Annotated in this window: 23 protein-coding genes; 9 read left to right on the plus strand and 14 right to left on the minus strand. The window is 64.4% G+C overall.

The features are described 5' to 3' along the window. The first annotated feature begins 208 nt into the window (after positions 1 to 208). The 4 genes from AC0L3C_RS14990 (at position 209) to AC0L3C_RS15005 (ending at position 3,974) form a co-directional block, all read left to right on the plus strand. Positions 209 to 703 (plus strand): DUF302 domain-containing protein, encoded by a 495-nt coding sequence (locus AC0L3C_RS14990; protein ID WP_473408345.1) that lies wholly within the window; start codon positions 209 to 211, stop codon positions 701 to 703. Between the two features lie 9 nt (positions 704 to 712). Continuing rightward, positions 713 to 2,074, plus strand: a complete 1,362-nt coding sequence (locus AC0L3C_RS14995; RefSeq protein WP_473408346.1) for a dihydrolipoyl dehydrogenase family protein — start codon at positions 713 to 715, stop codon at positions 2,072 to 2,074. Between the two features lie 114 nt (positions 2,075 to 2,188). After that, on the plus strand, positions 2,189 to 2,671 hold the full coding sequence (locus AC0L3C_RS15000) for a cupin domain-containing protein (RefSeq protein WP_473263480.1): 483 nt from the start codon (positions 2,189 to 2,191) through the stop codon (positions 2,669 to 2,671). Between the two features lie 100 nt (positions 2,672 to 2,771). Then, positions 2,772 to 3,974, plus strand: coding sequence for an MFS transporter (locus tag AC0L3C_RS15005; RefSeq protein ID WP_473408347.1), 1,203 nt, complete (start codon positions 2,772 to 2,774; stop codon positions 3,972 to 3,974). Here the strand turns inward: AC0L3C_RS15005 and ccoS are convergent. The 10 genes from ccoS to AC0L3C_RS15055 form a co-directional block, all read right to left on the minus strand. Continuing rightward, positions 3,971 to 4,138, minus strand: coding sequence for a cbb3-type cytochrome oxidase assembly protein CcoS (gene ccoS / locus AC0L3C_RS15010; protein ID WP_007607689.1), 168 nt, complete (start codon positions 4,136 to 4,138; stop codon positions 3,971 to 3,973). The genes AC0L3C_RS15005 and ccoS overlap by 4 nt on opposite strands. Further along, positions 4,138 to 6,330: a cation-translocating P-type ATPase gene (locus AC0L3C_RS15015; RefSeq protein WP_473408348.1), complete on the minus strand. Its 2,193-nt coding sequence runs from the start codon at positions 6,328 to 6,330 to the stop codon at positions 4,138 to 4,140. The genes ccoS and AC0L3C_RS15015 overlap by 1 nt, the downstream gene beginning before the upstream one ends. Positions 6,331 to 6,341: 11 nt before the next feature. Beyond that, positions 6,342 to 6,827, minus strand: coding sequence for a FixH family protein (locus AC0L3C_RS15020; protein ID WP_473408349.1), 486 nt, complete (start codon positions 6,825 to 6,827; stop codon positions 6,342 to 6,344). 15 nt (positions 6,828 to 6,842) lie between these two features. After that, positions 6,843 to 8,309: a cytochrome c oxidase accessory protein CcoG gene (ccoG, locus tag AC0L3C_RS15025; protein WP_473408350.1), complete on the minus strand. Its 1,467-nt coding sequence runs from the start codon at positions 8,307 to 8,309 to the stop codon at positions 6,843 to 6,845. A gap of 111 nt (positions 8,310 to 8,420) precedes the next feature. Then, positions 8,421 to 9,296, minus strand: a complete 876-nt coding sequence (ccoP, locus tag AC0L3C_RS15030; RefSeq protein ID WP_473281277.1) for a cytochrome-c oxidase, cbb3-type subunit III — start codon at positions 9,294 to 9,296, stop codon at positions 8,421 to 8,423. Between the two features lie 6 nt (positions 9,297 to 9,302). After that, complete coding sequence (locus AC0L3C_RS15035; RefSeq protein WP_007594016.1) at positions 9,303 to 9,467, minus strand: CcoQ/FixQ family Cbb3-type cytochrome c oxidase assembly chaperone; 165 nt, start codon at positions 9,465 to 9,467, stop codon at positions 9,303 to 9,305. A gap of 13 nt (positions 9,468 to 9,480) precedes the next feature. Further along, on the minus strand, positions 9,481 to 10,215 hold the full coding sequence (gene ccoO, locus AC0L3C_RS15040) for a cytochrome-c oxidase, cbb3-type subunit II (protein ID WP_247288469.1): 735 nt from the start codon (positions 10,213 to 10,215) through the stop codon (positions 9,481 to 9,483). Positions 10,216 to 10,225: 10 nt separating this feature from the next. Beyond that, positions 10,226 to 11,875, minus strand: coding sequence for a cytochrome-c oxidase, cbb3-type subunit I (gene ccoN, locus AC0L3C_RS15045; RefSeq protein ID WP_473408351.1), 1,650 nt, complete (start codon positions 11,873 to 11,875; stop codon positions 10,226 to 10,228). A 319-nt stretch (positions 11,876 to 12,194) separates the two neighbouring features. Continuing rightward, positions 12,195 to 12,620, minus strand: coding sequence for a CBS domain-containing protein (locus tag AC0L3C_RS15050; RefSeq protein ID WP_456765398.1), 426 nt, complete (start codon positions 12,618 to 12,620; stop codon positions 12,195 to 12,197). A 38-nt stretch (positions 12,621 to 12,658) separates the two neighbouring features. Beyond that, the gene (locus AC0L3C_RS15055) at positions 12,659 to 13,492 is read right to left on the minus strand and encodes a universal stress protein (RefSeq protein WP_473408352.1); all 834 of its coding nucleotides are present in this window, start codon (positions 13,490 to 13,492) and stop codon (positions 12,659 to 12,661) included. Between the two features lie 204 nt (positions 13,493 to 13,696). Between AC0L3C_RS15055 and fixL the strand changes: the two genes are divergently transcribed. The 4 genes from fixL to AC0L3C_RS15075 all read left to right on the plus strand — a co-directional run bounded on the left by fixL (position 13,697) and on the right by AC0L3C_RS15075 (position 17,121). Further along, a complete protein-coding gene (gene fixL, locus AC0L3C_RS15060) occupies positions 13,697 to 15,214 on the plus strand; it encodes a sensor protein FixL (protein ID WP_473408353.1) in 1,518 nt (505 codons plus the stop codon). Positions 15,215 to 15,217: 3 nt separating this feature from the next. Continuing rightward, positions 15,218 to 15,835, plus strand: coding sequence for a response regulator FixJ (gene fixJ / locus AC0L3C_RS15065; protein ID WP_473263470.1), 618 nt, complete (start codon positions 15,218 to 15,220; stop codon positions 15,833 to 15,835). A 58-nt stretch (positions 15,836 to 15,893) separates the two neighbouring features. Next, the gene (locus AC0L3C_RS15070) at positions 15,894 to 16,316 is read left to right on the plus strand and encodes a response regulator (RefSeq protein ID WP_473263469.1); all 423 of its coding nucleotides are present in this window, start codon (positions 15,894 to 15,896) and stop codon (positions 16,314 to 16,316) included. Positions 16,317 to 16,419: 103 nt separating this feature from the next. Beyond that, a complete protein-coding gene (locus tag AC0L3C_RS15075) occupies positions 16,420 to 17,121 on the plus strand; it encodes a helix-turn-helix domain-containing protein (protein ID WP_473263467.1) in 702 nt (233 codons plus the stop codon). A gap of 39 nt (positions 17,122 to 17,160) precedes the next feature. Here AC0L3C_RS15075 and AC0L3C_RS15080 read toward each other — a convergent pair whose 3' ends face one another. Genes AC0L3C_RS15080 through AC0L3C_RS15095 form a run of 4 tightly spaced genes read right to left on the minus strand, consistent with a single transcriptional unit; the run spans position 17,161 to position 23,065 of the window. After that, entirely contained in the window at positions 17,161 to 18,474 is a 1,314-nt protein-coding gene (locus AC0L3C_RS15080) for an MFS transporter (RefSeq protein ID WP_473408354.1), read from the minus strand. 23 nt (positions 18,475 to 18,497) lie between these two features. After that, positions 18,498 to 19,019 carry a PRC-barrel domain-containing protein gene (locus tag AC0L3C_RS15085; protein WP_473263465.1) on the minus strand — a complete coding sequence of 174 codons (522 nt, stop codon included), beginning with the start codon at positions 19,017 to 19,019 and terminating at the stop codon, positions 18,498 to 18,500. 22 nt (positions 19,020 to 19,041) lie between these two features. Further along, entirely contained in the window at positions 19,042 to 21,246 is a 2,205-nt protein-coding gene (locus AC0L3C_RS15090; protein ID WP_473408355.1) for an amylo-alpha-1,6-glucosidase, read from the minus strand. 55 nt (positions 21,247 to 21,301) lie between these two features. Beyond that, positions 21,302 to 23,065: an ABC transporter ATP-binding protein gene (locus AC0L3C_RS15095; RefSeq protein ID WP_473408356.1), complete on the minus strand. Its 1,764-nt coding sequence runs from the start codon at positions 23,063 to 23,065 to the stop codon at positions 21,302 to 21,304. Positions 23,066 to 23,341: 276 nt separating this feature from the next. Between AC0L3C_RS15095 and AC0L3C_RS15100 the strand changes: the two genes are divergently transcribed. Then, entirely contained in the window at positions 23,342 to 24,412 is a 1,071-nt protein-coding gene (locus AC0L3C_RS15100) for a glycosyltransferase family 4 protein (RefSeq protein WP_473263461.1), read from the plus strand. The last annotated feature ends 34 nt before the right edge of the window (positions 24,413 to 24,446 follow it).

The raw sequence follows: 24,446 nt of genomic DNA on the forward strand, positions 1-24,446 counted from the left end.
CGTAAACGCCCGCCAATCGGGCGCCCTGCCATCAAACGGCGGAAGCCGCCAAGGCGGAAATGCCGATCTCCAATCGGTTCGATAGCAAGCGCGTATCGGGCCGCCATAGCGCGGGGCTATCGCGTTCAGAGGCGTTTCGCATTTCACTCCGCGGAGCGCCGCGTCCATCCTGGCTGCTATCCAAGCTGCTACTCACAGGAGGACCGCCATGAGCCGTCACATCGCATCGCGTCTTGCCAATTTCGCCACCTCGCTTCTGCTGCTGTTCCTGCTGCTATCGGCCGCAACAGCGGTTGCGCGAGCCGATAGCGATGACGGCATTGTCCGCGTCAAAAGCGCCATCCCCTTGTCGGAGGCGATCAGTCGCATCAAGGCAGACATTGCCGCAAAGGGCATCAAATTCTTCTTCGAAGTCGATCAGTCCAAGCTTGCTTCCGATGCCGGAATCAAGCTTCGCCCCTCCACCCTGCTGGTCTTCGGCAATCCGCCGCTCGGCACCCAGTTCATCACCGCCAACCCCAACGCCGGCCTCGACTGGCCGGTCCGCCTGCTGTTGACCCAGGACGACAATGGCGACGTCTGGGCCGTGTGGACGGATTTCGACTGGATCGCAAGGCGGCACAACATCCGAAATCGCGAGGCGCAGTTCAAGATGGCAACCATGGTCGTCAAGTCCATCACGGCCACCATCACCGTCAAATAGCGAGGGTCCATGGTGCGCCAAACATTCGATGTCGTCATCCTCGGCGGCGGAAATGCAGGCATCGGCGTGACCGGCCCCGTCCGGCGCGCCGGCCTCTCGGTCGCGATGATCGAGCCGCTCGATCTCGGTGGCACCTGTCCGAATCGCGGCTGCACGCCGAAGAAGGTCCTCGTCGCCGCCGGCCAGGTGCTGCACGACATCGAGCGTGCTGCCGCTCATCATATCGCGGTCGGCAAGCCCAGGCTCGACTGGGCGGCGCTGATCGACCGCGAGAAGAACATGATCAAGGATATCCCCGACAACCTCGCCCGCGCGATGGCGCGGCGCGAGGTCGAAGTGATCAAGGGGTATGGTGCCTTCGTTGCACCCAACACCATCCGCGTCGGCGATCGCGTGCTCGAGGCCAAACACGTCGTTGTCGCGACGGGTTCGAAGCCGCGGCCGCTGCCGATCGCCGGCGCCCAGTACATGGTCACCTCGGACGCGATATTGAGTGATCGCGACTTGCCGGCTTCGGTTATCTTTATCGGCGGCGGCGTAATCTCCCTGGAATTCGCTCACATCTACGCGCGCGCCGGCGCAGCAGTGACGATTCTCGAGGGGCTGACTCAGCTCCTGCCGGTAATGGACACCGATGCGGTTGCCCAACTGGCGGTGGAGAGCGAACGCATCGGCATCAATATCCGGACCGGCGTCAGCGTGCAGAGGATCGAGCGGGCCGGCGACGGGTTCAGGGTGGTCTTTGCCCAAGACGGGGTCGAGCGGGCGGCCGAGGCCGATCGTGTCGTCAACGGTGCCGGCCGGGTTGCCAATACCGACTCGCTGGACCTCGCGGCCGGTCAGGTCGAACATGCCGACGGACGAATCTCCATCGACTGCCACTTGCGTTCGACCTCAAATCCTCGGGTTCATGTCTGCGGCGATGCCGTCCCGATGGCTCCGCAACTTTCGCCTGTTGCGACCTATGAAGGCGACATCGTGGGCCGCAACATCGTCGACGGACCACGACATGCGCCCGACTACACGGGCATGGCTACGGCGGTCTACACCGTCCCGGCGCTTGCTGCCGTCGGTCTGACCGAGGCGGCGGCTCGGCAGAGCGGATCCGCCATCGAGGTCCACGTCAACGACATGTGCGACTGGTTCTCGGCGCGGTCCTATGCCGAGACCGTCGCCTGGTCGAAAGTGATCGTCGATCGCGCCACCGACCGTGTGATCGGCGCGCACCTTGTCGGCCACGCCGGCCAGGAGCTCATCAATATCTTCGGGCTTGCGATCAAGTTTGGCATCACAGCGAGCCAGATCCACGAGAACGTCTATGCCTATCCGACCTTCTCCGCCGACATCAAGCACATGCTCGGACGCACATAGCGGCTCGCTATGGTTTCGAGAGATACACGGCATTTCAACGAACACATGATCTCGAGGAAACTGAGATCATAGCCGACGGCATTCGAGGTCGCGGCCAACAGAGGAGACTTCCCGATGTTCAACACTATCGAACTTTCCCGCGCAAGCTGGCTGGGACTTGCGGTCGCCGGCGCTTTGACGCTCTCGGCACAGCCCGTCTTCGCCGGCGAATGCCCGGCCGACAAGATCAAGCCGAACGCGCAGCAGATGGTCGACTACAAGCCGGTCGGCGTCACCGACGTCACGCTCGGCGCCATCGACCTCGGCAAGCAGCCGGCGCATATCGAAGGTCGCGAGCTGCGCTTCCGCAAGCTGACCATCGAGCCCGGCGGCATCGTGCCCTGGCACAGCCATGACGATCGCCCTGCCCTGATCTTCGTGCAGCAAGGCGAGATCGTCGAGCACGCCTCCAACTGCGTCGATCCGATCGTGCACAAGGCCGGCGAGATCCGCCCGGAGGTATCCGGAACCTCGCACTGGTGGAAGAACCTCGGCAAGGAAACGGTCATCCTCTACGTCGGCGACGTCCGCAAGGACCCGCATGACCACAACATGTAACGGGTGCGCGACCCCAGCGCACGCGTGACCGAATGTGGCGCCCGCGATCCCCATGCTGCCCCGCATGCGGGCGCCACATTCATCACAAGGGAGGCCTGCCATGACCGATCTTTCCGCGCCGATCAAACCGACCGCGATGACGATGGACGCGCATTCACCAGGTCTCGCGCTTCGCTCCCTCGTGATCGGCCTCACTGCCTTCCTGACCGTCGTCGACCTGTTCGCGACACAGGCAATCCTGCCCTCGCTGACACGTCACTACGGCGTCACCCCGGCGGCGATGAGCCTGGCCGTCAACGCCAGCACGTTCGGCATGGCCGTCGCAGGCCTCGTCGTCGGCTTTCTCAGCCCGCACATCGACAGGCGGACCGGCATCCTGCTCAGCCTGACCCTGCTCGCGATTCCGACGAGCCTGCTGGCGACTGCGCCCAATCTTGCCGTCTTCACCGGCCTACGAGTCGCGCAGGGGCTCTGCATGGCATCCGCCTTCGCATTGACATTGGCTCATCTCGGCGAGCAATGCAGCGCAGTGGATTCCGGCGGCGCCTTTGCCGCCTACATCACGGGAAACGTCGCCAGCAATTTCGTTGGCCGGCTGGTCTCGGCCGCGATCGCCGATAGCCTTGGCCTGGCATGGAATTTCTATTTCTTCGCAGCCCTCAATCTCGCCGGCGCGGCACTGGTTTATTTCACCATTGCGCGCGTACAGCCGACGCGTGCAACGACGCCGACGGCGTCGGCGCTTGGCGCGACGATCGCGCAGTGGCGCGATCCACGGCTGCGTGCCGCCTACGGCATCGGCTTCTGCATCCTGTTCGCATTCATCGGCACCTTCACATTCGTAAATTTCGTTCTGGTTCGGTCGCCGCTGTCGCTGGGCATGATGGACCTCGGCTTCGTTTACTTCGTCTTCCTGCCGTCGGTGGTCACCACGTTGCTGGCCGGCAAAGTGGCGCCGCGCCTCGGAACGCGTCCGACGATCTGGGGCTCGCTCACCATCGCAGGGATCGGCCTGCCGCTGATGCTGGCTCCATACCTGGGCGCGGTCCTCGCCGGGATGGTTCTGGTCGGAATCGGCACCTTTTCCGCGCAAGCCGCTGCGACAGGATTCGTGGGACGGGCTGCGGCGGAGAACCGCGGCATCGCCAGCGGCACCTATCTCGCCTGCTATTTCTGCGGCGGGCTCATCGGCACCGCCGTCCTCGGTCGGCTGTTCGACGCCTATGGCTGGTATGCCTGCGTGGCCGGAGTGGGTCTGGCGCTTGCGGTCGCGGCCCTGCTGACGCTCGCCTTGAAGCGCTAGCGCTTGGCCGGCGCCTCCTGCGGCGGCTCGTCGTCGGCGATGGCGCGCCAGGCGGCGCCGTCGAGATCGTCATACTGGCCGCTGCGGAGCGACCAGAGGAAGGCGACGAGACCGGCGAGACCGAGCATCAGCGCCAGCGGCACCAGGATGACGAGGATCTCCATCACACGATCTCCCGCGAGGCGCCGCGCGCGCGCAACGAATTCAGCATCACCAGGATCGACGATCCGCTCATGGCGGCAGCCGCGATCAGGGGTGTCACGACGCCGCTGATCGCCACCGGCACCGCGAGGGCATTGTAGCCGATCGCAAGCCAGAGATTCTGCCGCATCAAGTGCAGCGCCTTGCGTGAAGCGTCGATGGCGGCGACGACCGGGGCCAGCGGCCGGCCGAGGAAGACGAGATCGGCGGTTGCCTGGCTCAAATGCGCGGCCGAAATCGGCGACATCGAGACGTGCGCTGCCGCCAGCGATGGCGCGTCGTTCATACCGTCGCCGACCATCAGGACCTTCATGCCCCGCTGCTTCAACACCTCGATCCGCGCGATCTTGTCGGCCGGCGTCACCCCGGCGCGCCATTCGGAGATGCCCAGAGCATGAGCCGCCGCGATCACCGCCGGTTCGCGGTCGCCGGAGAGAATCTCGATGCCGATGTTGCGCGCCCTCAGCGCCGCGATCACAGCCTGCGCATCGGGACGGAGGCCCTGGCGCACAGAGAGGATGAATTTTTCGCTGCCCTTGCTGAAAGCCACGACGGAGGCTTGGGGATCGAGACTTGTGACGTCGGAGACCAGCGTCTCGGCGCCGCAGAAGGACGGACGGCCGAGGCGAATCTCGATGCCATCGACCACAGCGCGCACGCCCTGGCCGGCCTCCTCGACCGCGCCGACGATCGGCGATCTGGCGTCGGAGGCCTGCGCGACCGCGGCCGCGACCGGATGATGGCTCGACAGCGCGAGCCGCCCGGCAAGCTCGAAGACATCAGCGGGGATATCTGCCGCATTCATCACTTCGAGATCGGGCAGCGTCAGCGTGCCGGTCTTGTCGAAGATGACGTGATCGGCTTCCGCGAGACGCTCGATGGCATCGCCGGAATTCAGCAGGACACCCGCCTTGAACATCGCGCCCGAGGCCACTGTCTGCACCGTCGGAATGGCGAGCCCGAGCGCGCAGGGACAGGTGATGATCAGCACCGCGACGCCGGTCACGATCGCATCATGCCAGCCGGCGCCCGCGATGACCCAACCGAGGATGGTGACGAGCGCGGTGGCATGCACCACCGGCGCGTAAAGTCGCGAAGCGCGGTCGGCGAGCCGCATGTAGCGCGAGCGCGCCTGCAGCGCATTGTCGAGCAGCCGCGTGATCTCGGCGAGCAGCGTCGCCTCGGAGGCGGCCGAGACCCGCACCCGCAAGCTACCCGAGATGTTCATCGATCCCGCATAGACCGGCGTGCCCTGTTCGGCGGTGACATAGAGCGTCTCGCCGGTGATCAGGCTCTGGTCGATTTCGGAGCGGCCCTCGATCACGGTACCGTCGACCGCGCAGCGCTCGCCGGGTCGCAGCAGCACGATGTCGCCGGGATAGATCGCGGCCACCGGCACTTGAGATATCTCGTCAGGCCCGATGAACTTGGCCGCGGTCTCCGCTTTGAGCGCGGCGAGATTGCCCGCGACCGCGCGGGTCCGCCGGCGCATGTTCTGGTCGAGGAAGCGGCCGACCAGGAGGAAAGTGAGCAGCATGATCGCCGCGTCGAAATAGGCGTGCTCGGCGTGGTTGATGGTCTCGACGACGGACATGCCGAGCGCCAGCGTCACGCCGATCGAGATCGGCACGTCCATGTTGGTGGTCCTGGCCGACAGCGCGCGCCAGGCCGAGCGGAAGAACGGCTGGCCGGCATAGGCCGCCGCCGGCAGCGCGATCAGCGCCGACAGCCAGTGGAAGAAATCGCGCTGTTCCGGCAGCATGTCCGAGACGTTGCCGGACCACACCGGGATCGACAGCATCATCACGTTCATGGTGGCGAACGCGGCGACGCCGAGGCAGCGCAGCAAGAAGCGCGATTCGGCGACCTCGCTCGCCTCCGCGCTCTCGGTCTCGTAAGGATAGGCCTTGTAGCCGAGCTCTTCGAGGCGATCGATGAAGCGGGCCGGATCGAGTGTGCCCGCCTTCCATTCCAGCGCAACGCGGCGGTCGGTGAGGTTCACGCGCGCCAGCGTGACGTCGGGAATCGCGGACAGACCGCGCTCGATCTTGGCCATGCAGCCGGCACAGTGAACGCCCTCGACCGCGAGATCGATGTGCTGGACGCCCTCGCCCGCAGTCCGGACGTAATGCGAGAAGTCGCGCGAGACGTGCATGACAAAATCCTTCAGTTCAGGATCACGCGGTTGCGCGACATGAACACGCGCGTTCCCCGCGCCTCGCCCTCGATCACGAGATCCCACTGGCCGGGCGCGACCGATGCGGCATTGCCGCGATAGAGGCCGATGCCGGCCTCCGAGAGCTCGATTGCGAGATCGGCGCGCTTGTCGGTCGGCCGCTCCAGGCGCCCGCCGAATTTCAGTCCGGCGATCGGCTGGCCACTCGCGTCGCGCGCTTCGACCTGAAGCACGGCGCCGCCATCGCTTCGGCGCTCGACATGGGCGCTGACCTTCCATTTTCGCGCGGCCTGGTCCTGCGCCGCCGAAATTTCGCGATCGTAGGTGAGGCCCGCGGCATAGGGGCTGTCGACGTCGGTGCCCGGCAGCGTCGCGATCGCGAGCTTCATCATGGTCACGTTGACGCCGATCACGACGCCGAAGAAGGCGACCAGCATCAGAAACACCTTGGTTCCGGTCAGCGGCTTGGTTGCCATGGCGGGCTCCTGATCCTAGGGCGCGACGAAATTGTCGGTGGCGCTGGCGACTTCGCCGAGGCCGATATCGGTGACGTGAAAGCGAACCGGGATCGACTTTTCCGGATTGCCCTCCACCGGCGCGGTCACGAGCAGCCGAAGTTCGCTGGTGGAGTCGCGCGGAACCACGATCATCGGCCGGTCCGGCGTCACGGAATCGATCCCGATGACATGGATCGTCGCATTGACGGGACCGTTCGCGTCGATCGCGATGACGCGGTCGTAACCGCTCTTGTTGAGCAGCCGCACCGTGTAGGCATTGCGGATCGAACCGTCGCTGAGCCTGACCGCGACCGGGTTGCGGTCGTGCAGCACGTTGACGTCGAGCAGGCTACGGGTCGCCAGCGTATAGATCATGATGCCGCCGACCGCCGCGATGATCGCGCTGTAGGCGACGGTGCGGGCCCGGACGATGCGGTAGATCGGCGCCTTGCCTTCCTGGCGACGCTGGATGTTGACGTCGTTGTCGTAGCCGATCAGCCGCTTCGGCCGGCCGATCTTCGTCATCACGTTGTCGCAGGCATCGATGCAGAGCCCGCACTGGATGCATTCGAGCTGCGGTCCATTGCGGATGTCGATGCCGGTCGGACACACGGCGACGCATTGATAGCAGTCGACGCAGTCGCCGACTTGCTCGCCGAGCGCGCGCAGCTCGATCGCCTTCTTGACCGACGTACGCTTCTCGCCGCGATCGTAACGATAGGTCACGTTGAGCGCCCATTCGTCGGTGAGCGCGGCCTGGATCCGCGGCCACGGGCACATATAGGTGCAGACCTGCTCGCGCATGAAGCCGGCGAGCACGTAGGTCGTAGCCGTCAGAATGCCGATCCAGATATAGGCGATCATCGGCGCCTGGAAGGTGACGAGTTCCCTGACCAGCGTCGGTGCGTCGTTGAAATAGAGCACCCAGGCGCCGCCGGTCCACCACCCGATCAAGAGCCAGATCGAATGCTTGAGCACGATCTCGGAAATGCGCTCCAGCTTCATCGGGTCGGACGATTTGTCCTTCTTCATCCGCTCGCGCCGGTCGCCCTCGATCAGACGCTCGACTGCATAGAACAGGTCGGTCCACACCGTCTGCGGACAGAGATAGCCGCACCAGATGCGGCCGCCGACCGAGTTCATCAGGAATAGTGCCACCGCGGCGACGATCAGCAGGCCGGTGAAGTAGTAGACCTCCTGCGGCCACAGCTCGATGAAGAAGAAATAGAAGCGGCTGTTGGGAAGATCGATCAGCACCGCCTGGCTCGGAGCACCGAGGCCGCGGTTCCAGCGCACGAACGGCAGGAAGTAGTAGACGCCGAGGCAGAACGCCATCAGGCCCCATTTGATCCGGCGGAAGGTGCCCGAGATGCTCTGAGGATAGACTTTCTTCTGGGCCACATAGAGCGGCCCGTTGTCATCGTCTAATGGGAGCTCTTTTGGGTTCACGGTCCTGTTCATCGCCTGCAGCTTTTCGAGAGGTGCGATTAAACCTAGACCCGACGCCGCCGCGTCAGTTGATCCAGCGCAAGCGGGGGCGTTTTTTGTTCGCCCCCGTTTGCTGCGGGTTGGCTATTTTCCGCCGCCCAGCGAGTGGACGTAAACCGCCATCGCCTTGATGGTGGCGGGATCGAGCCGCCCTTCCCAGGCCGGCATCACGCCCGCGCGGCCCTGGCTGATGGTCTCGATCAGCGTCGCCTCGTCCGAACCATAGAGCCAGATCTTGTCGGTCAAATTGGGGGCGCCCATCTCCGGGTTGCCCTTGCCGCCGTCGCCATGGCAGGCGACGCAATTCTCCGCGAAGATCTTCTCGCCTTTAGCCGCGTCATAGCCCTTGCGGGTCGGAAGGCCCGAGAGTGCCCGGACATAGTTGGCGGCCGTGACGATCTCGTCCGGTTTCAGCACGCCGTCCTTGCCGAATGCGAGCATCTGGCCTTCGTGCGCCTTGGCATGGCCGGAGCGTGCGCCGAACTGGATGGTCTGCATGATCTGGTCGAGCGTGCCGCCCCACAGCCAGTCGTCGTCGTTCAGGTTCGGATAGCCCTTGGCGCCGGCGCCGCCTGAGCCGTGACATGGCGCGCAATTGTCGCCGAACACGGTTTTGCCCTTGGCTCGCGCGAGCGCCAGCAACGCGGGATCCTTCTCGATGTCGGCGAGCGAGGCCGCGCCCAGCGCAACCATCTTGGCTCCGCGGATCTTCTCGAGGTTGGCGAGCTCGACCGCGACGTCGGCGCGCGTCGAGTAGCCGAACAGGCCCGTGGTATTGCTGGAGATCAGCGGCCAGGCCGGATACACGATCCAGTAGCCGATCGCCCAGACGATGGTGAGGTAGAAGGTGATTACCCACCAGCGCGGCAGCGGCGTGTTGAGCTCCTTGATGCCGTCCCACTCATGGCCGGTCGTGGACCTGCCGGAGACGGGATCGATGTCGCTATGATGATCGGTCATGATCTCTTACTCCTCCCGCAACGGCAGGTGTGCCGCTTCGTCGAAAGCTGCCTTGTTACGGGGCCAGAATGCGTAGGCGATGATCGCGACGAAGATCGCGACGAACACCGGCGTCCAGATCGTGGTCACGAGGCCGGACGCGAGATTGTCGAGGGTCAGGATGGCTTTCATCGTTGGTGCCTTCTCAGCGAAGATTGGCTTTCTCGTTGTAGATCTTGAAGTCGACCAGCGTGCCGAGCATCTGGAGATAGGCGATCAGCGCGTCCATCTCGGTCGGCGTGCCGGCCTTGCCGTCGAAGTTGCGCACCACGGCCTTGGCGTAGCGCTTCGTGAAAGCGTCGGAGCCTGCATTGTCAGGATCGGCCTGGGCCTTCATGTCGGCGCCCGCATTGGCGATCTGGTCGTCGGTGTAGGGCGTGCCGACCGTCCGCAGCGTGCGCATGTGGTCGGCGATCGTGTCCGGATCGACCTCGGTCTTGCTGAGGAATGGATAGCCGGGCATCACCGACTGCGGCACGATTGCGCGCGGGTTCGTCAGATGGGTAACGTGCCAGTCGTCGGAATATTTGGCGCCGACGCGGGCAAGATCGGGACCGGTGCGCTTCGAGCCCCACTGGAACGGATGGTCGTACATGCTCTCGGCGGCCAGCGAGAAATGACCGTAGCGCTCGACCTCGTCGCGCAAGGGGCGGATCATCTGCGAATGGCAGAGATAGCAGCCCTCGCGGATGTAGACGTTGCGCCCGGCGAGCTCCAGCGGCGTATACGGCCTGATCCCGTCGACCGCTTCGATCGTGCTCTTGAGGTAGAACAGCGGAGTGATCTCGACGAGACCGCCGATCGCGATCACCAGCAGGATGCCGACGATCAGGATGATCGAGTTCTTTTCGAAGATTTGGTGGCGTGTCCAGAACGACATGGAAAACTCCTCATTCCGCCGGCTGAAGAGCGACGGGCATCTGGACTTCCTGTTCGCCGACGCGAACGGTCATCCAGAGATTATAGGCCATGATCAACGCGCCGATCAGGAACAGCCCGCCGCCGGCTGCGCGGATGATGTAGAAGGGATGCATCGCCTCGACGGTCTCGATAAAGGAATATTCGAGGAAGCCGAGCGAGGTGTAGGCGCGCCACATCAGGCCCTGAAGGATGCCGGACACCCACATCGCCGAGATGTAGAGGACGATGCCAAGCGTCGCGATCCAGAAGTGCCAGTTGACGAGCTTGAGGCTGTAGAGGCCCTTGCGATTCCAGATCCATGGCACCAGGCAGTAGAGTGCGCCAAAGGAGACGAAGCCGACCCAGCCGAGCGCGCCGGAGTGCACGTGGCCGATGGTCCAGTCGGTGTAGTGGCTGAGCGAGTTGACCACCTTGATCGACATCATCGGGCCCTCGAAGGTCGACATGCCGTAGAAGGCGACGGAGACCACGAGCATGCGCAGCACGGGATCGGTGCGCAGCTTGTCCCAGGCGCCCGACAGCGTCATCAGGCCGTTGATCATGCCGCCCCAGGACGGCATCCACAGCATGATCGAGAAGGTCATGCCGAGCGTCTGGGTCCAGTCCGGCAGCGCCGTGTAGTGCAGATGGTGCGGGCCGGCCCAGATGTAGAGGAAGATCAGCGCCCAGAAATGGATGATCGAGAGACGGTAGGAATAGATCGGCCGCTCGGCGCGCTTGGGGATGAAGTAGTACATGATGGCGAGGAAGCCGGCGGTCAGGAAGAAGCCGACCGCGTTGTGGCCGTACCACCACTGGAACATGGCGTCCTGGATGCCGCCCCAGGCGATGTAGGATTTCGAACCGAACACCGAGACCGGCAGCGCCGGGTTGTTGCCGAGATGCAAGACCGCAATCGTCACGATGAAGGCGAGATAGAACCAGTTCGCGACGAAGATGTGCGGCTCCTTGCGCTTGATGATCGTGGCAAGGAAGACCAGCAGATAGGTGACCCAGACGATGGTCAGCCACAGATCGGCGTACCATTCCGGCTCGGCATATTCCTTCGACTGGGTGACGCCGAGCAGATAGCCGGTGCCGGCGATCAGGATGAAGAAGTTATAGCCGACGACAACGAACCAGGGCGCGAGATCGCCCGCAAGGCGAACGCGGCAGCTCTTCTGGACGACGTAGAAGGAGGTCGCGATCAGGACGTTGCCGCCGAAGGCGAAAATCACCGCGGACGTGTGCAGCGGACGCAGGCGGCCGAAGCTGGTCCAGGGCAGATCGAAGTTCAGCGCCGGCCACGCCAGTTGCGAGGCGATGATGAGGCCGACGAGAAAGCCGGCAATGCCCCAGAACATCGCCATGACGGAGGAGAACTTGATCGGCCCCATGTTGTAATTCGGGCGACCGTTGATCTCCGCAGGCGGCAGCGCCGCCGGCCGATCGAGGTAACGGTTGATGATGCAGAAGACGGCGGTCAGGCTCGCCGCCGCGCTCAGCGCGGCATGGAAGGCGAAGGGCGCATCGAGCGCCTTGGCCGAGGCAATCACGCAGAGGAAGGCGGTGACCGCGAACACGACAGCCAGGCCGCTTTCACCTGACGTCATGGACTTGGAGATGGAGGGCTGGCTCATGCGGATTCTCTCTGAAAGAACACAGGGCCAGAAACCACATTCGCCCTCGCGGGGAATTGATTGAAATCAAGCTATGTGGATTTCTGTTAATGTGGGTGATGCGGCGCCAGTTGCAGTGCCCTCTCCCCTTGCGGGAGAGGGCGGCGAGGACGGCGCGGCAATCTCACTTGGGCGAGGGGTTGGTCCCGCACGAAAGAGTCTTTCGGTGGAGAAAACCTCTCATCCGGCGTCATAGCCGAAGCTTCGCTTCGGCGTTCTCAAGAACGGCGGCCGAAGGCCGCCTATGCCACCTTCTCCCACAAGGGGAGAAGGGGAAACGTCACTCGCGTGCCGTCGCCTTGAGCGCCGCGATAACGTCCTCGCGCGCGACGATTCCGACCAGCTTCTGCGCACCGTCGAGCACGATGATGCTCCTGATGCGGTGCTCGACCATGATCTGGAGCACGCGCGTCAGCCGCGTGTCGGGGCTGACATAGATAAAGTCGGGAGTCATGACGTCGCCGATTTTGCGGCTCATCAGGTCGTGATAGCGCGGCAGCATCTGGCTCGGCGTGAAGGCGAAGCACTTCAGGATATCGAACTTGGTGACGATGCCGACGACCTGCCCGTCGTCCTCGACCGGATAGGAATTGAAATCGTCGCGTTCGAACATCTCGCTCAGCGCGAGCAGGTCGAGGTCGCGCCTCACCGTCCTGACGTCGTGCGTCATGTAGCCGTCGACGGTCTGTTCAAGGAATCTGTACACGGCGCGTCCTCTTCGATTCGTCTTGTATCGCTCCGGCGTCAGTGCGACAGCAGCACGCAGCGGGCAGATTGAGTAACCAGATACTGGGTGACGCCGCCGAGGATCAGTTCGCGGAAGCGCGAATGACCGTAGGCACCGGCGACGACCAGGCTGGCGCCGACATCGCCGGCAATTTTCTCCAGTTGCCCGGCGACGGTTTCGTTGCGGGCCGCTTCGGAAACGCGCGCGATCGCGGTCACGCCGTGGCGGGCAAGCCACGCCGTCACGTCGGTCACGCCAGCGACCGCGGCTGGGCGATCGTCGTCGCCTTCGGGAATTGCGACGACGGTAACATCCCTGGCCTTGCGCAGTATCGGCAGCGCATCGGCCAGCGCCCGCCGCGCTTCCGGCGTATCCTTCCACGCCACGAGGACGCTGCGCAGGTCGAGCCAGTTGACGCCGTCAGGCACGACCAGGATCGGCCGGCCGGCTTGCATCACCAGATCCTTTGGGCTCGCGAGCGCGAAGGCGTCGGAGAAGGCCGGGCTCTGCCCGCCGGTGACGATGATGTCGGCGCAACGCGCCTGGGTGAACGTAAAGCGCGCCGGGAAATCCATGGCGCTACGCCATTCCACATGTCCGCCGCGATTCCTGATCGCGGCGCGGAATTGCGCCTCGAGCTCGCCCAGGCGTCGCTTGACCGAGGCTTGTCCCTCATCGATCAGTCCCTGCGCTGCGGCGCCATCGCTGAAGTAGAGCGGCGGGGCGAACTGCGCCGCAGCAAGGCCGATGATCGACGCCTCGAATCGTTCGGCAAGCTCGCCCGCGAGCTGAAGCCGCGCCTCGTTGGGCTGATCGAGCGCCAGGCTGACCATCACGGTCGCGTATGTCATCGGAGTCTCCGGGGCAATGAGCTTTGATCCGATCGTAAGCCGGTCGCCAGCTGGCAGGATGAGATAGATCAAAACCTTGGATCACCGCGCGGGCCCGAAATCTGCCAATGGTATAAGACATCGGAACTTGCCTCTGGCCCCTCGTTGGGTACATTGCCGACGGTAACGCTGTGCGGTTCCCCGCATCAGAATGGGAGTGATCGTGTGGCGCCGACCCGTGTGATTCATCCGCAAGATGACGGCCGGGGCGAACATTTCCGCGTTCGAATCGAAGGATTTGGCGTCGGGACCTGGGATCTCGATCTCAAGACACTGGAATTGGAGTGGTCGGAGACGGCCAGAATCCTGTTCGGAATCGAATCCGGCCAATCGGTGAGTTACGCGCTGTTTCTGTCCCGGCTGGAGCCGAACGACCGCGAGCGGATCGAGATCGCGATCCGGCGCGTCTCCGAACGAGGCGGCAGCTTCGACGTGTCATTCAGGGTCACGGGGGCGTCGGGCAGAGCGCAGTGGATCCGCGCCCGCGCGGGACTGATTCGTGACGACGCCGGCGCTGCCCGACATCTCAGCGGCATCTTTCTTGATGTCGATGAGGAGAAGCAGGTCGAGGAAACCCTGCGCACCCGCGAGAGTCACCTCCGCTCGATCCTCCAGACGATTCCCGATGCCATGATCGTCATCGACGGCCATGGCATCATCCAGCTCTTCAGCGCGGCGGCCGAGCGCCTGTTCGGCTGGGTCGAGTCGGAGGCAATCGGCCAGAACGTCCGCATCCTGATGCCGGAGCCCGACAGCTCACGTCACGACGGCTACATCGCGCGTTACCGGACCACCAGCGACCCACACATCATCGGCATCGGCCGCATCGTGACCGGCAAGCGCCGCGACGGCACGACCTTTCCGATGCACCTGTCGATCGGCGAGATGCAGTCGGGCGGCGAGCCCTATTTCACCGGCTTCGTCCGCGATCTGACCGAGCATCAGAAAACCCAGACGCGGCTCCAGGAATTGCAGTCCGAGCTCGTCCACGTCTCGCGATTGAGCGCGATGGGCGAAATGGCGTCCGCGCTCGCCCACGAGCTCAACCAACCGCTGGCAGCGATCAGCAACTACATGAAGGGGTCGCGGCGGTTGCTCGCCGGAAGCCAGGATCCGAATGCGCCGAAGATCGAGAGCGCGCTGGAGCGCGCCGCCGAGCAGGCGCTGCGCGCCGGCCAGATCATCCGGCGCCTGCGCGACTTCGTCTCCCGCGGCGAATCGGAGAAACGGGTCGAGAGCCTGTCCAGACTGATCGAAGAGGCCGGCGCCCTCGGGCTGGCAGGCGCGCGCGAGCAGGACGTGCAGCTTCGCTTCAGCCTCAATCCCAATGCCGATCTCGTGCTCGCCGACCGGGTGCAAATCCAGCAGGTGCTGGTCAACCTGTTCCGCAACGCGCTGGAAGCGATGGCGCAGTCGCCTCGGCGCGAGCTCGTCGTCACCAACACCCGCGTCGCCGACGACATGATCGAGATCGAGGTCTCCGATACCGGCTCCGGCTTCCAGGACGACGTCATGCCAAACCTGTTTCAGACTTTTTTCACCACCAAGGACACCGGCATGGGCGTGGGACTGTCCATCAGCCGCTCGATCATCGAGGCTCACGGCGGCCGGATGTGGGCCGAGAGCAACGCATCGGGTGGAGCGACATTCCGCTTCACGTTGCCGGCAGCCGACGAGAACTGATCCATGACGACCAAGGGAATCATCTACGTCATTGACGACGACGAGGCGATGCGGGATTCACTGAACTTCCTGCTGGATTCGGCTGGCTTCGGCGTCACGCTGTTCGACAACGCGCAGAGTTTTCTCGACGCCCTGCCCGGCCTCGCCTTCGGTTGCGTCGTCTCCGACGTGCGCATGCCCGGCATCGACGGGATCGAGCTTCTCAAGCGCCTGAAGGCGCAGCGCAGCCGGTTTCCAATCCTGATCATGACCGGCCATGGCGACGTGCCGCTCGCGGTCGAGGCGATGAAGCTCGGTGCCATGGATTTCCTGGAAAAGCCGTTCGAAGATGACCGCCTCGTCGCCATGATCGAATCCGCGATCCGCGAGGGCGAGCCGGCGGCCAGGAACGATGCCATCGCCCAGGATGTCGCCGCTCGCGTCGCTTCCCTGAGCCCCAGGGAACGCCAGGTCATGGAGGGGCTGATCGCGGGCCTCTCCAACAAGCTGATCGCCCGCGAGTACGACATCAGCCCGCGCACCATCGAGGTCTACCGGGCCAATGTGATGACCAAGATGCAGGCCAACAGCCTGTCGGAATTGGTGCGGCTGGCCATGCGTGCCGGAATGCTCAACGATTGAAGTCACCAGGATTGAGGCAAGTCAAAACCGCTCGCTCGCCCTGTGCTACCAGATCGGAATGATTGCGATCAGCTCCCATCCTGAGCGGCTCCCGATGTCGTCACCAGCAAAGCCAAGCATCTATGTGGTCGACGACGATGCCGCTGTGCTCGGCTCGCTGAGGTTTTTGCTGGAAACCGACGGTTTTTCCGTGCGGACCTTCAGGAATGCCACAGCGCTGCTCAATGCGGCGAGCCCGTCCGGTGCAGACTGTTACGTGATCGACTACAAAATGCCCGACATCAACGGCATCGAGCTGGCCGGGCGACTGCGCCAGTCCGAGGGCGATACCCCGGTGATCCTGATCACCGGCTATCCCGACCCGAATATCTCGGCCCGGGCGGCGGCCGCAGGCGTGAATGAAGTGATTCTGAAGCCGCTTCTGGACGAAAACCTGGTCAAACGCATTCGCCACGCCATCCAGAACCGGGTCCATAGCTGACCTACGGGATTCTACGTAAGGCACCCCCCTTAAGATATCTCGCGAAATTTTCGAGGCACCCGATACCGCGTAACAAAGCGCCATCACAACGGAGATGGCGCAGATGCTGACCCAGACGATCAACACCCAGGCGATCAAGACCCAGATCAACGGCAGCAAGATCGCCCCGGGCTATCCCGTCTCCGACCAGTTCGGTGCGATCGCCGGCCATGTCGGCCTCGTTGCCACCGAGTTCTCCTACCGCAAGGAAGAGGAGATCTATGGCGAGGACGAGCCGGCCGAGTATGTCTATCAGGTCGTCACCGGCGCCGTGCGCAGCTACAAGCTTCTCTCCGACGGCCGCCGCCAGATCGGCTCCTTCCACCTTCCCGGCGACGTATTCGGCCTCGAATCCGGCACCACCCACCGCCTTGCTGCTGAAGCTATCATCGACACCACGGTGCGCCTCGTGAAGCGCGCGAGCCTCGAGAAGGCCGCAGCCACCGACGTCCAGGTCGCCCGCAAGCTCTGGGCCATGACCGCCGGTGAGCTTCGCCACGCCGAAGACCACATGCTGCTGCTGGGCCGCAAGACCGCGATGGAGCGCGTCGCAACCTTCCTGCTCGAAATGGACCGCCGCCTCGCGGTTGCCGGTATGATGGCGCTGCCGATGTGCCGCCGCGACATCGGCGACTATCTCGGTCTCACGCTCGAGACCGTCTCGCGCGCGCTGTCGCAGCTTCACGCCCAGGGCATTCTCGGCTTCTCGGGCGCCCGCCAGATCGTGCTGCGCAACCGCGCACGCCTGCACAATCTCGACGCCTGATCTCTTCTCTCCCATCCACTCATGGCCGGCTGAATCGGTTCAGCCGGCCATTTCTTTTGCTACGATCATGTCCGTGCGCCGCGTCTCCGGCATCACAAGCAGAATAAGCAGAAGTCCCGTCGCCGCGATGCCGGACAGTCCGGTGAACGCCATCGCATTGCCGAATTTATCGCTGACATAGCCGCCAAGCGCGGTGCTCAGCGACGCGCCGATGCCCATTGCCGTGCCGACGATGCCCTGCGCGAGGTTGAAGTGGCCGCTGCCGAAGGCGACGTCGGCCACGATCAGCGGGATCATCACCGCGAACACCGCCGCAGTGAGGCCGTCGAACACCTGCACCAGCACCAGCAGATACGGATCGCGCACGGTCGCGAACAGCAGACCGCGAATCGTCAGCGCCGCGAATCCGATCAGCAGCAGCGGCCTGCGGCCCCATGCTTGCGCCTTGCGCCCTACGCTCGGCGACAGCAGCGCCACGATCGCCTGCGGCACGACGATGCAGAAGGCGACGAGGACCGTCGCCCACTCGCTCGATCGCGCCGTCACCGCGCTTGCCATCAGCGGCATCATCGAGGCGTTCGCGAGCTGCAACAGGAGCACGCTGAGCGCAAAGACGATGAGCGGCCGCTGCCGGATCAGATGCCAGATATTGGTGTCGCCGCGATCCTCCGCCTCGCGCGGCATCTCGCCGTGACAGCGCGCGATGTCGACCTCGTGCTCGCGGATGCGAGAGAGGGCGATCAAGGTGGGAATTGCGAGCAGGAAGGTGACCAGGAACACCGAGCGGCTCGACAGCAGATAGCCGGCCGTTCCCATCACCGCGGCCGCAACACCGTTGCCGAGCGAAGCAAAGCGCGCGTTGCGGCCGAGACGCTCGCCGATCGCGAGCGGGCCGACCAGACCGAGGCTGATCGCCGCGATCGCCGGTCCGAGCACGCAGCTCGCGGCGGCGTGCAAGGTGGCCGCAGCCACCACCACGGGGAAGATCGGCATCGCCGCATAGGCGAGCGCGCAGCAGCCTATGGTGGCGATCGCGAGGCCCGCGACCAGCCGCTCGGATTTCGCGGCGTCGATGATGGCGCCGCCCGGCATCTGGCCGATCAGGGCAACGATGCCGCCGATCGACAGCACGAGGCCGATCTCGACCTGGGTCCATTTCTGGGTCGTCAGATAAACCGCGATGAACGGCCCGAATCCGGTCTGCACGTCGGCGAGGAAGAAGATGAACCAGTCGAGGCCGCGCAGGCTCTGGCGCGACGGCGCCGGAATGCCGGCGGGCAACGGCGCCGCAAATTTGTCCTGCTCAACGCGGCCCTCGCGATCCGCATGATTCGGCTTCCTCGACAACAGCACCGGCGGCCATCCCTCCCCGCGCCTCACTGAACAGCTTGCAGCGGCTGCAGGCTGCCGGACGCGCCGAGCACCACCATCGGCGTGTCCTCCTTGTACTCCGGCGCGGCCGCGACCTGCGCCTTGGTCAATTCCAGCGTGATGCTGTCCTTCTTGTTGGTGATCTTGCCGAATCGAAGCGCGTTCCAGTCCACTACGATCTTGCGGCTGCCGACGCCGAGGAAGCCGCCGAAATCGATCACGGCGGCGCGCACGTGCCCGCTCCGGTCGACGATGACGTCGACGATGCGGCCCATGTCCTCGTTCGCCGCGCTGAGCACGTCACGACCAAGCACACCGTGCGCATCGCTCGCGCCGATGATCGTGACCGACGGCGGCGGCGCGGCATTCTTTGGCGTGACGGGGACCGATGACGCCGGCGGCTGCGCCGTCGGCGGTGCATTCGCTTCGGTCGAGGGTGCGGGTGACTCCTCCGCGGCGCGTGATACCGCGAGCGTCATTCCGCAGACGATCACGACGCCCAAGGCCAACCATCCGGCGGTACGCATGCACCCTCCTCCCGGCACGCCGTCAGCGCGCCAGCACGATCGAGACCTGGATCTGGCCACGCGTGCGCAACACCTCCAGCGCCACGTCGTCGCCATGGCGGCTGACGCGCAGGTCCACGCTGGACCCGCCCAGACGCAGATCGCGCAATATCACCTCGTGCAGAAACGCCGGCAGGTGCGGATTGCGCAGCCGGATCTCGCCGCGCGCCACGTCGAACTCGATGCCCAGCGCCGCCTCCAATAGCGTGAACGCCGTTGCGCTGGCCCAGGCCTGCGGCGCGCAGGCGACCGGATAGAGCGTCGGGCCGCGCCGCTTTTCGCGCCGGAAGCCGCAGAACAATTCGGGCAACCGGCGCAGGTCCATGTAGGTCGCGGCGTCGAACAGTCCCTTGAAGACATGCGCGACCGAATGCTTGAGCCCGTAGCGCGCGAGCCCGAGCGCGATCAGCGCATTGTCATGCGGCCAGATCGACCCGTCATGATAGGACATCGGATTGTAACGCACCTCGCCGACAGCGACGGTGCGGATGCCCCAGCCCGAGAAGAAATGCGGCCGCATCAAATCGGCGGCGACGAGGCGCGCACGGTCCTCGCGGATCATGCCGCTGAACAGGATCTGGCCGGCGTTCGAGGTCCGCACCTTGCAGGGCCGCTTCTTGCCGTCGAGCGCAAGCGCATAGGTGCCGAGCTCCTCGCACCAGAACGCGGTCTCGAAACGCTCGGCCAGCGCCTTGGCCTCGGCCTCGAGCTTTTTGGCGAGATCAGGCTTGCCAAGCCGGAGCGCGCAGCGCGCGGCGAGCCGCTTGGCGGCAAAGACGTAACCTTGCACTTCGGCCAGCGCGAGATTGCCTTCCGCAAGCTGGCCATCGGCATGGAAGATCGCGTCGTAGGAATCCTTCCAGCCCTGGTTGGCGAGGCCCTTTTCCGTAGCGCGCTGATACTCGACGAAGCCGTCCTTGTCGGGGTCCCCCGGACCGTCGATCCAGGCCAACCCCGCTTCGATGGCCGGCCACAGCTCGGTCAAGGTCTTCTCGTCGCCGGTGCGTTCGAAATAGCTTCCTGCCAGCAGGACGAACAAGGCCGTGGAATCGACGCTGCCGTAATATTGCGCGAACGGCACCTCGCGCAGCGCCGCCATCTCGCCGCCGCGCATCTCATGCAGGATCTTGCCCGGCGCGGCATCGGCGAGCGGATCGACCGCCTTGGCCTGGAAATGGGCAAGCCGCCGCAGCACGCCCTTGGCGATCCGCGGGTCGACCCATAGCATCTGTAGCGCGGTGATCAGCCCATCGCGGCCGAACGTCGTCGAGTACCAGGGAATCCCCGCATACGGATAGCGGCCCTGCGGCGTCTCCGTCATCAGCATGTTGAGGTCGGCCATGGCCTGGCACAGCACCTCGTTGAAGATGTTGTTGGAGGTCTCGATGCTGGCGGCGCCCATCGTCGATCGGCGCATCTCGCGGCGGTGGGCGAGCAGGCTTCTGAAAAAGCGCGCCGGCTTCTCCGCGACCGGCCGATTGCAGGACACGGCCACGAACAGGGATTTCGACTCATGAGGGTCGAGTTCGAGCTGCCAGGTCGCGGCGTTCACCGACAACTTCGTCGGGCGCGGATCGAAATGCAGGCCCGTGGTGCGCTCGGCGTCATCAAGACCGCGGTAGTCGAACAGCACGTCGGTCGGTCCCAACAGCCGGCTCGAGCCGATGCCGCGGCGCGGGCGCCGCTCGCCGCGGACTTCGAACAGATCGGCGAAATCATTGTCGAACAGCAGCGTCAGCGCGAAGCCAGTCGGGCGGTCGCCGTGGTTCTGCACGCCGATGCGCTGATAGGCGGTCCCGCGCCACAGGAAGATCGTGCGCACGATGTGCAGCAGGTCCTTTTGCAGCACGAGGCTGCCCTGCCGGTAGATGTCCGGATTGGTCAGATCGACGGTCAGGGCTGAATTGTCGTCGCGCAGGTTCGAGCCCAGCAGCAACGGCTGGAGATCGTCTAGCACGAGCTCGAGCCTCGCAAGGTAGCGCGTGTCGTGATGGAACAAGCCATCGGGCCCACCGGCCGAAGCGCCGATGTCGCCATGGCTGTCGAGCACGATAAAGGTGTCGTCGTGCTTGAGCGAACGCCGCGGCCGCGCCGACGGTCCCGTCATCGGAATATAGAAAGGCTGTTCCGCGACCTGGTCCACGGTCCGCGTCACGGAGACGAATTGGGTAACGGCTTCAGCCGACATCAGCAGCTCCCCTGCGCTTGTTTCGACACGCAACCGACTCGAACGCGACTGTGGTTTACGCGGCGGCTTGGGCGAGCCGGCTCATTTCCTGCGTGACCAGCTCACGATAGGGCCCGTGGCCCTGCATCAGACGCTCGGGCGACCCGTCCTCAATGATCTTACCACCCCTCAACACGACCACGCGATCGAAATTGCGCAGGGTCGCGAGGCGATGCGCGATCGCGATGACCGTGCGGCCGCGCATCAGCCGCGACAACGCCTCGCGGATAGCCTCCTCGGATTCGCTGTCGAGCGCGGCGGTCGCCTCGTCCAGCAGCAGGATCGGCGCGTCCTTCAGGAAGGCGCGCGCAATCGCGATGCGCTGGCGCTGACCGCCGGACATCTTGACGCCGCGGTCGCCGACCATGGTGTCGAGACCACCAGGCAGGCTTTCGACGAAATCGCAGCGCGCCGCGATCGCCGCACGCAGCACCTCGTCGTCGGTCGCGTTCGGGCGACCATAGCGGATGTTCTCGCGAATTGAGCGGTGGAACAGCGAGATGTCCTGCGGCACGACGGAGATCGCCTCGCGCAGGCTCTGCTGCGTCACCTTGGAAATGTCCTGGCCGTCGATGGTGATGCTACCCTCGTCGGTGTCGTAGAAGCGCTGGAGCAGCGTGAACAGCGTCGACTTTCCGCCGCCGGACTGGCCGACCAGGCCGACGCGCTGGCCGGGCTGCAGGCGCAGGCTGAAGCGCTCGAAGATCTTTTCGCCGCCGGGATAGCCGAAAGTGACATTGTTGAACGCGATCGCGGCGCCGCTCTTCACCAGCGGCTCGGCCTCGGGGTGGTCGCGCAATTCGTGCGGCACCAGCAGCGTGGCGATCGCCTCGGTCAGCCGCGCAACGTGCTGGGTGACGTCGACCAGCGCCACCGCGAGATCGCGCGTCGCGTTCAGAATGGAGAGACCGAGGGTGCAGACCAGCACGACGTCGCCCGTGGTCGCCCGGCCATCCTGCCAGAGCATGATCGCCCAGGCCATCAGGGCGATCGTGAGCACGACTGTGACGCCGGCATGGATAAGCCGCAGCTTCTCCAGATAGCGCAGGCTGCGGCCGCGCGCGGTGAGCTCCCGGTTCACAGTCGCGTCGAACCGCTCATGCTCGTGCCCGATGCCGCAGAAGGCGCGCACCAGCGGCATGTTGCTGATGACGTCGATCATCTCGCCGTCGACGACGGCGGCCTTGTCGGCGAAGTCGTCATGCAGCGGCTTGCCCGCGGCAGCCAAGCGGAACATCGCAAGCACCATGCCGCCGGCAATTACCATCAGGCCGAGTGCCATGTAAGGGCTGACGGTTCCAATCAGCGCGATTGCCGCAACCGTTGCGATGCACGGCGGCAGCACATTCCAGACGAACATGTTTTCGACCGTGAACACCGCATTGGACGTCGCCGTGATGCGGCTCGTCAGCATGCCGGGCATGCGGTCGGAGAAGTAGCTCGGCGCGTGGCCGGTCAGATGACGAAAGATGTCACGGCGTAAATCACCGGTGACACGGACGAAGGTGAAGCTGGCCGTCCAGCTCGCAATCCGCCAGAGGAAATTGTCAGCGGCGATCAGCGTCATGAGGAATATGAATGCCAGCCATACGCTTCCACCATGCGAAGCGCCGGCCGACAAACTGTCGACGAGGGATTTGACGCCATACTGCGTGCCTACGGAGCAGGCGACGGCCGCTACCACAGCGGTCAGGATCACGAGATGCGACGTGAGGCGACGCCGAAGATAGCGCAAAACAAAGGCAAACGGCCGGTGCGCATATCCAGAAAGATGATCCATGTGACTATCGACCCCGTCGTGATGATTCAGACTTTTGTTGTTAGCCGACTGAACATCGACCACTCGCCTCGGTTCCCGGGCACACTCATCACGACATGCGGATGCGGGCGTTCTGCGATGATGTGATGGCAGCATCGCGACGGGCATCCGACGTGTCGAATAAGTAACGTTCGGAGGGAGGAACTTCGCAAGTGCGGGAACGTTCCCTTGATTGGCATGCCGGTGCTGAACAGGCGGGGGCTTTCCTACACATGATCGCACAGAGGAGATGGTGAGATGCGCATCGCGCAGGTAGCTCCGTTGACGGAGGCTGTTCCACCCAAGCTGTATGGCGGCACCGAGCGGGTGGTGCATTGGTTGACGGAAGAGCTGGTGGCCCTTGGGCATGACGTAACGCTATTCGCCAGCGGCGACTCGCAAACCTCGGCAAAGCTGGATGCGCTGTGGCCGCGGGCGCTCCGCCTCGACGGTTCCGTGCGCGATCCCAATGCGCTGCACATGGTGATGCTGGAGCGGGTGCGGCAGAAATGTGACGACGAGGAGTTCGATTTCCTCCACTTCCATCTCGATTATTATCCGTGGTCGCTGTTCTACCGGCAGCCGACGCCGTTCCTGACCACGCTGCACGGTCGGCTCGATCTGCCGGAGCATCAGCCGGTCTTCAAGACCTTCTCGAAGGTCCCCGTCGTCTCGATCTCGAATGCGCAGCGCCGGCCGGTGCCGCAGGCGAACTGGGTGAGGACGATTCACCACGGCCTCCCGGAGAACCTGCTGACGCCGAAGCCGGCGAAACAGGAATATCTCGCCGTGCTCGGCCGCATCGCGCCGGAAAAGGGCGTCGACCGCGCCATCAAGATCGCGACGCATTGCGGCATTCCGCTCAAGATCGCCGCCAAGGTCGATCGGGCCGACCAGGATTACTATGACGAGCTGATCCGGCCGATGATCGAGAACAATCCGCTGGTGGAATTCATCGGCGAGATCAGCGATCACGAGAAGTCGGAGTTTTTGAGCGGCGCGCTGGGCTTGCTGCTGCCGATCGACTGGCCGGAGCCGTTTGGACTGGTGATGATCGAGGCCATGGCTTGCGGAACGCCGGTCATCGCCTTCAACCGCGGCTCGGTGCCGGAAATCATCGACGAGGGCCTCACCGGCTTCGTCGTCGAGGACGTCCTCAGCGCGGCCGGCGTCGTCGGTCGCCTGCCGCAACTCGACCGCTCCGTTATCCGCAAGCAGTTCGAGACGCGCTTCACGGCGCGCCGCATGGCGCTGGATTATCTCGCGGCCTATCGCAGCCTCGGCGAGGAACAGGCGCCGCGGATCAAGCTGGTGAGCAGCGCGGAGTAGCCACTGTCGTGCCCCGCGCAGGCGGGGCATCCAG

The sequence above is a fragment of the Bradyrhizobium sp. WSM4872 genome (genome assembly GCF_055811715.1).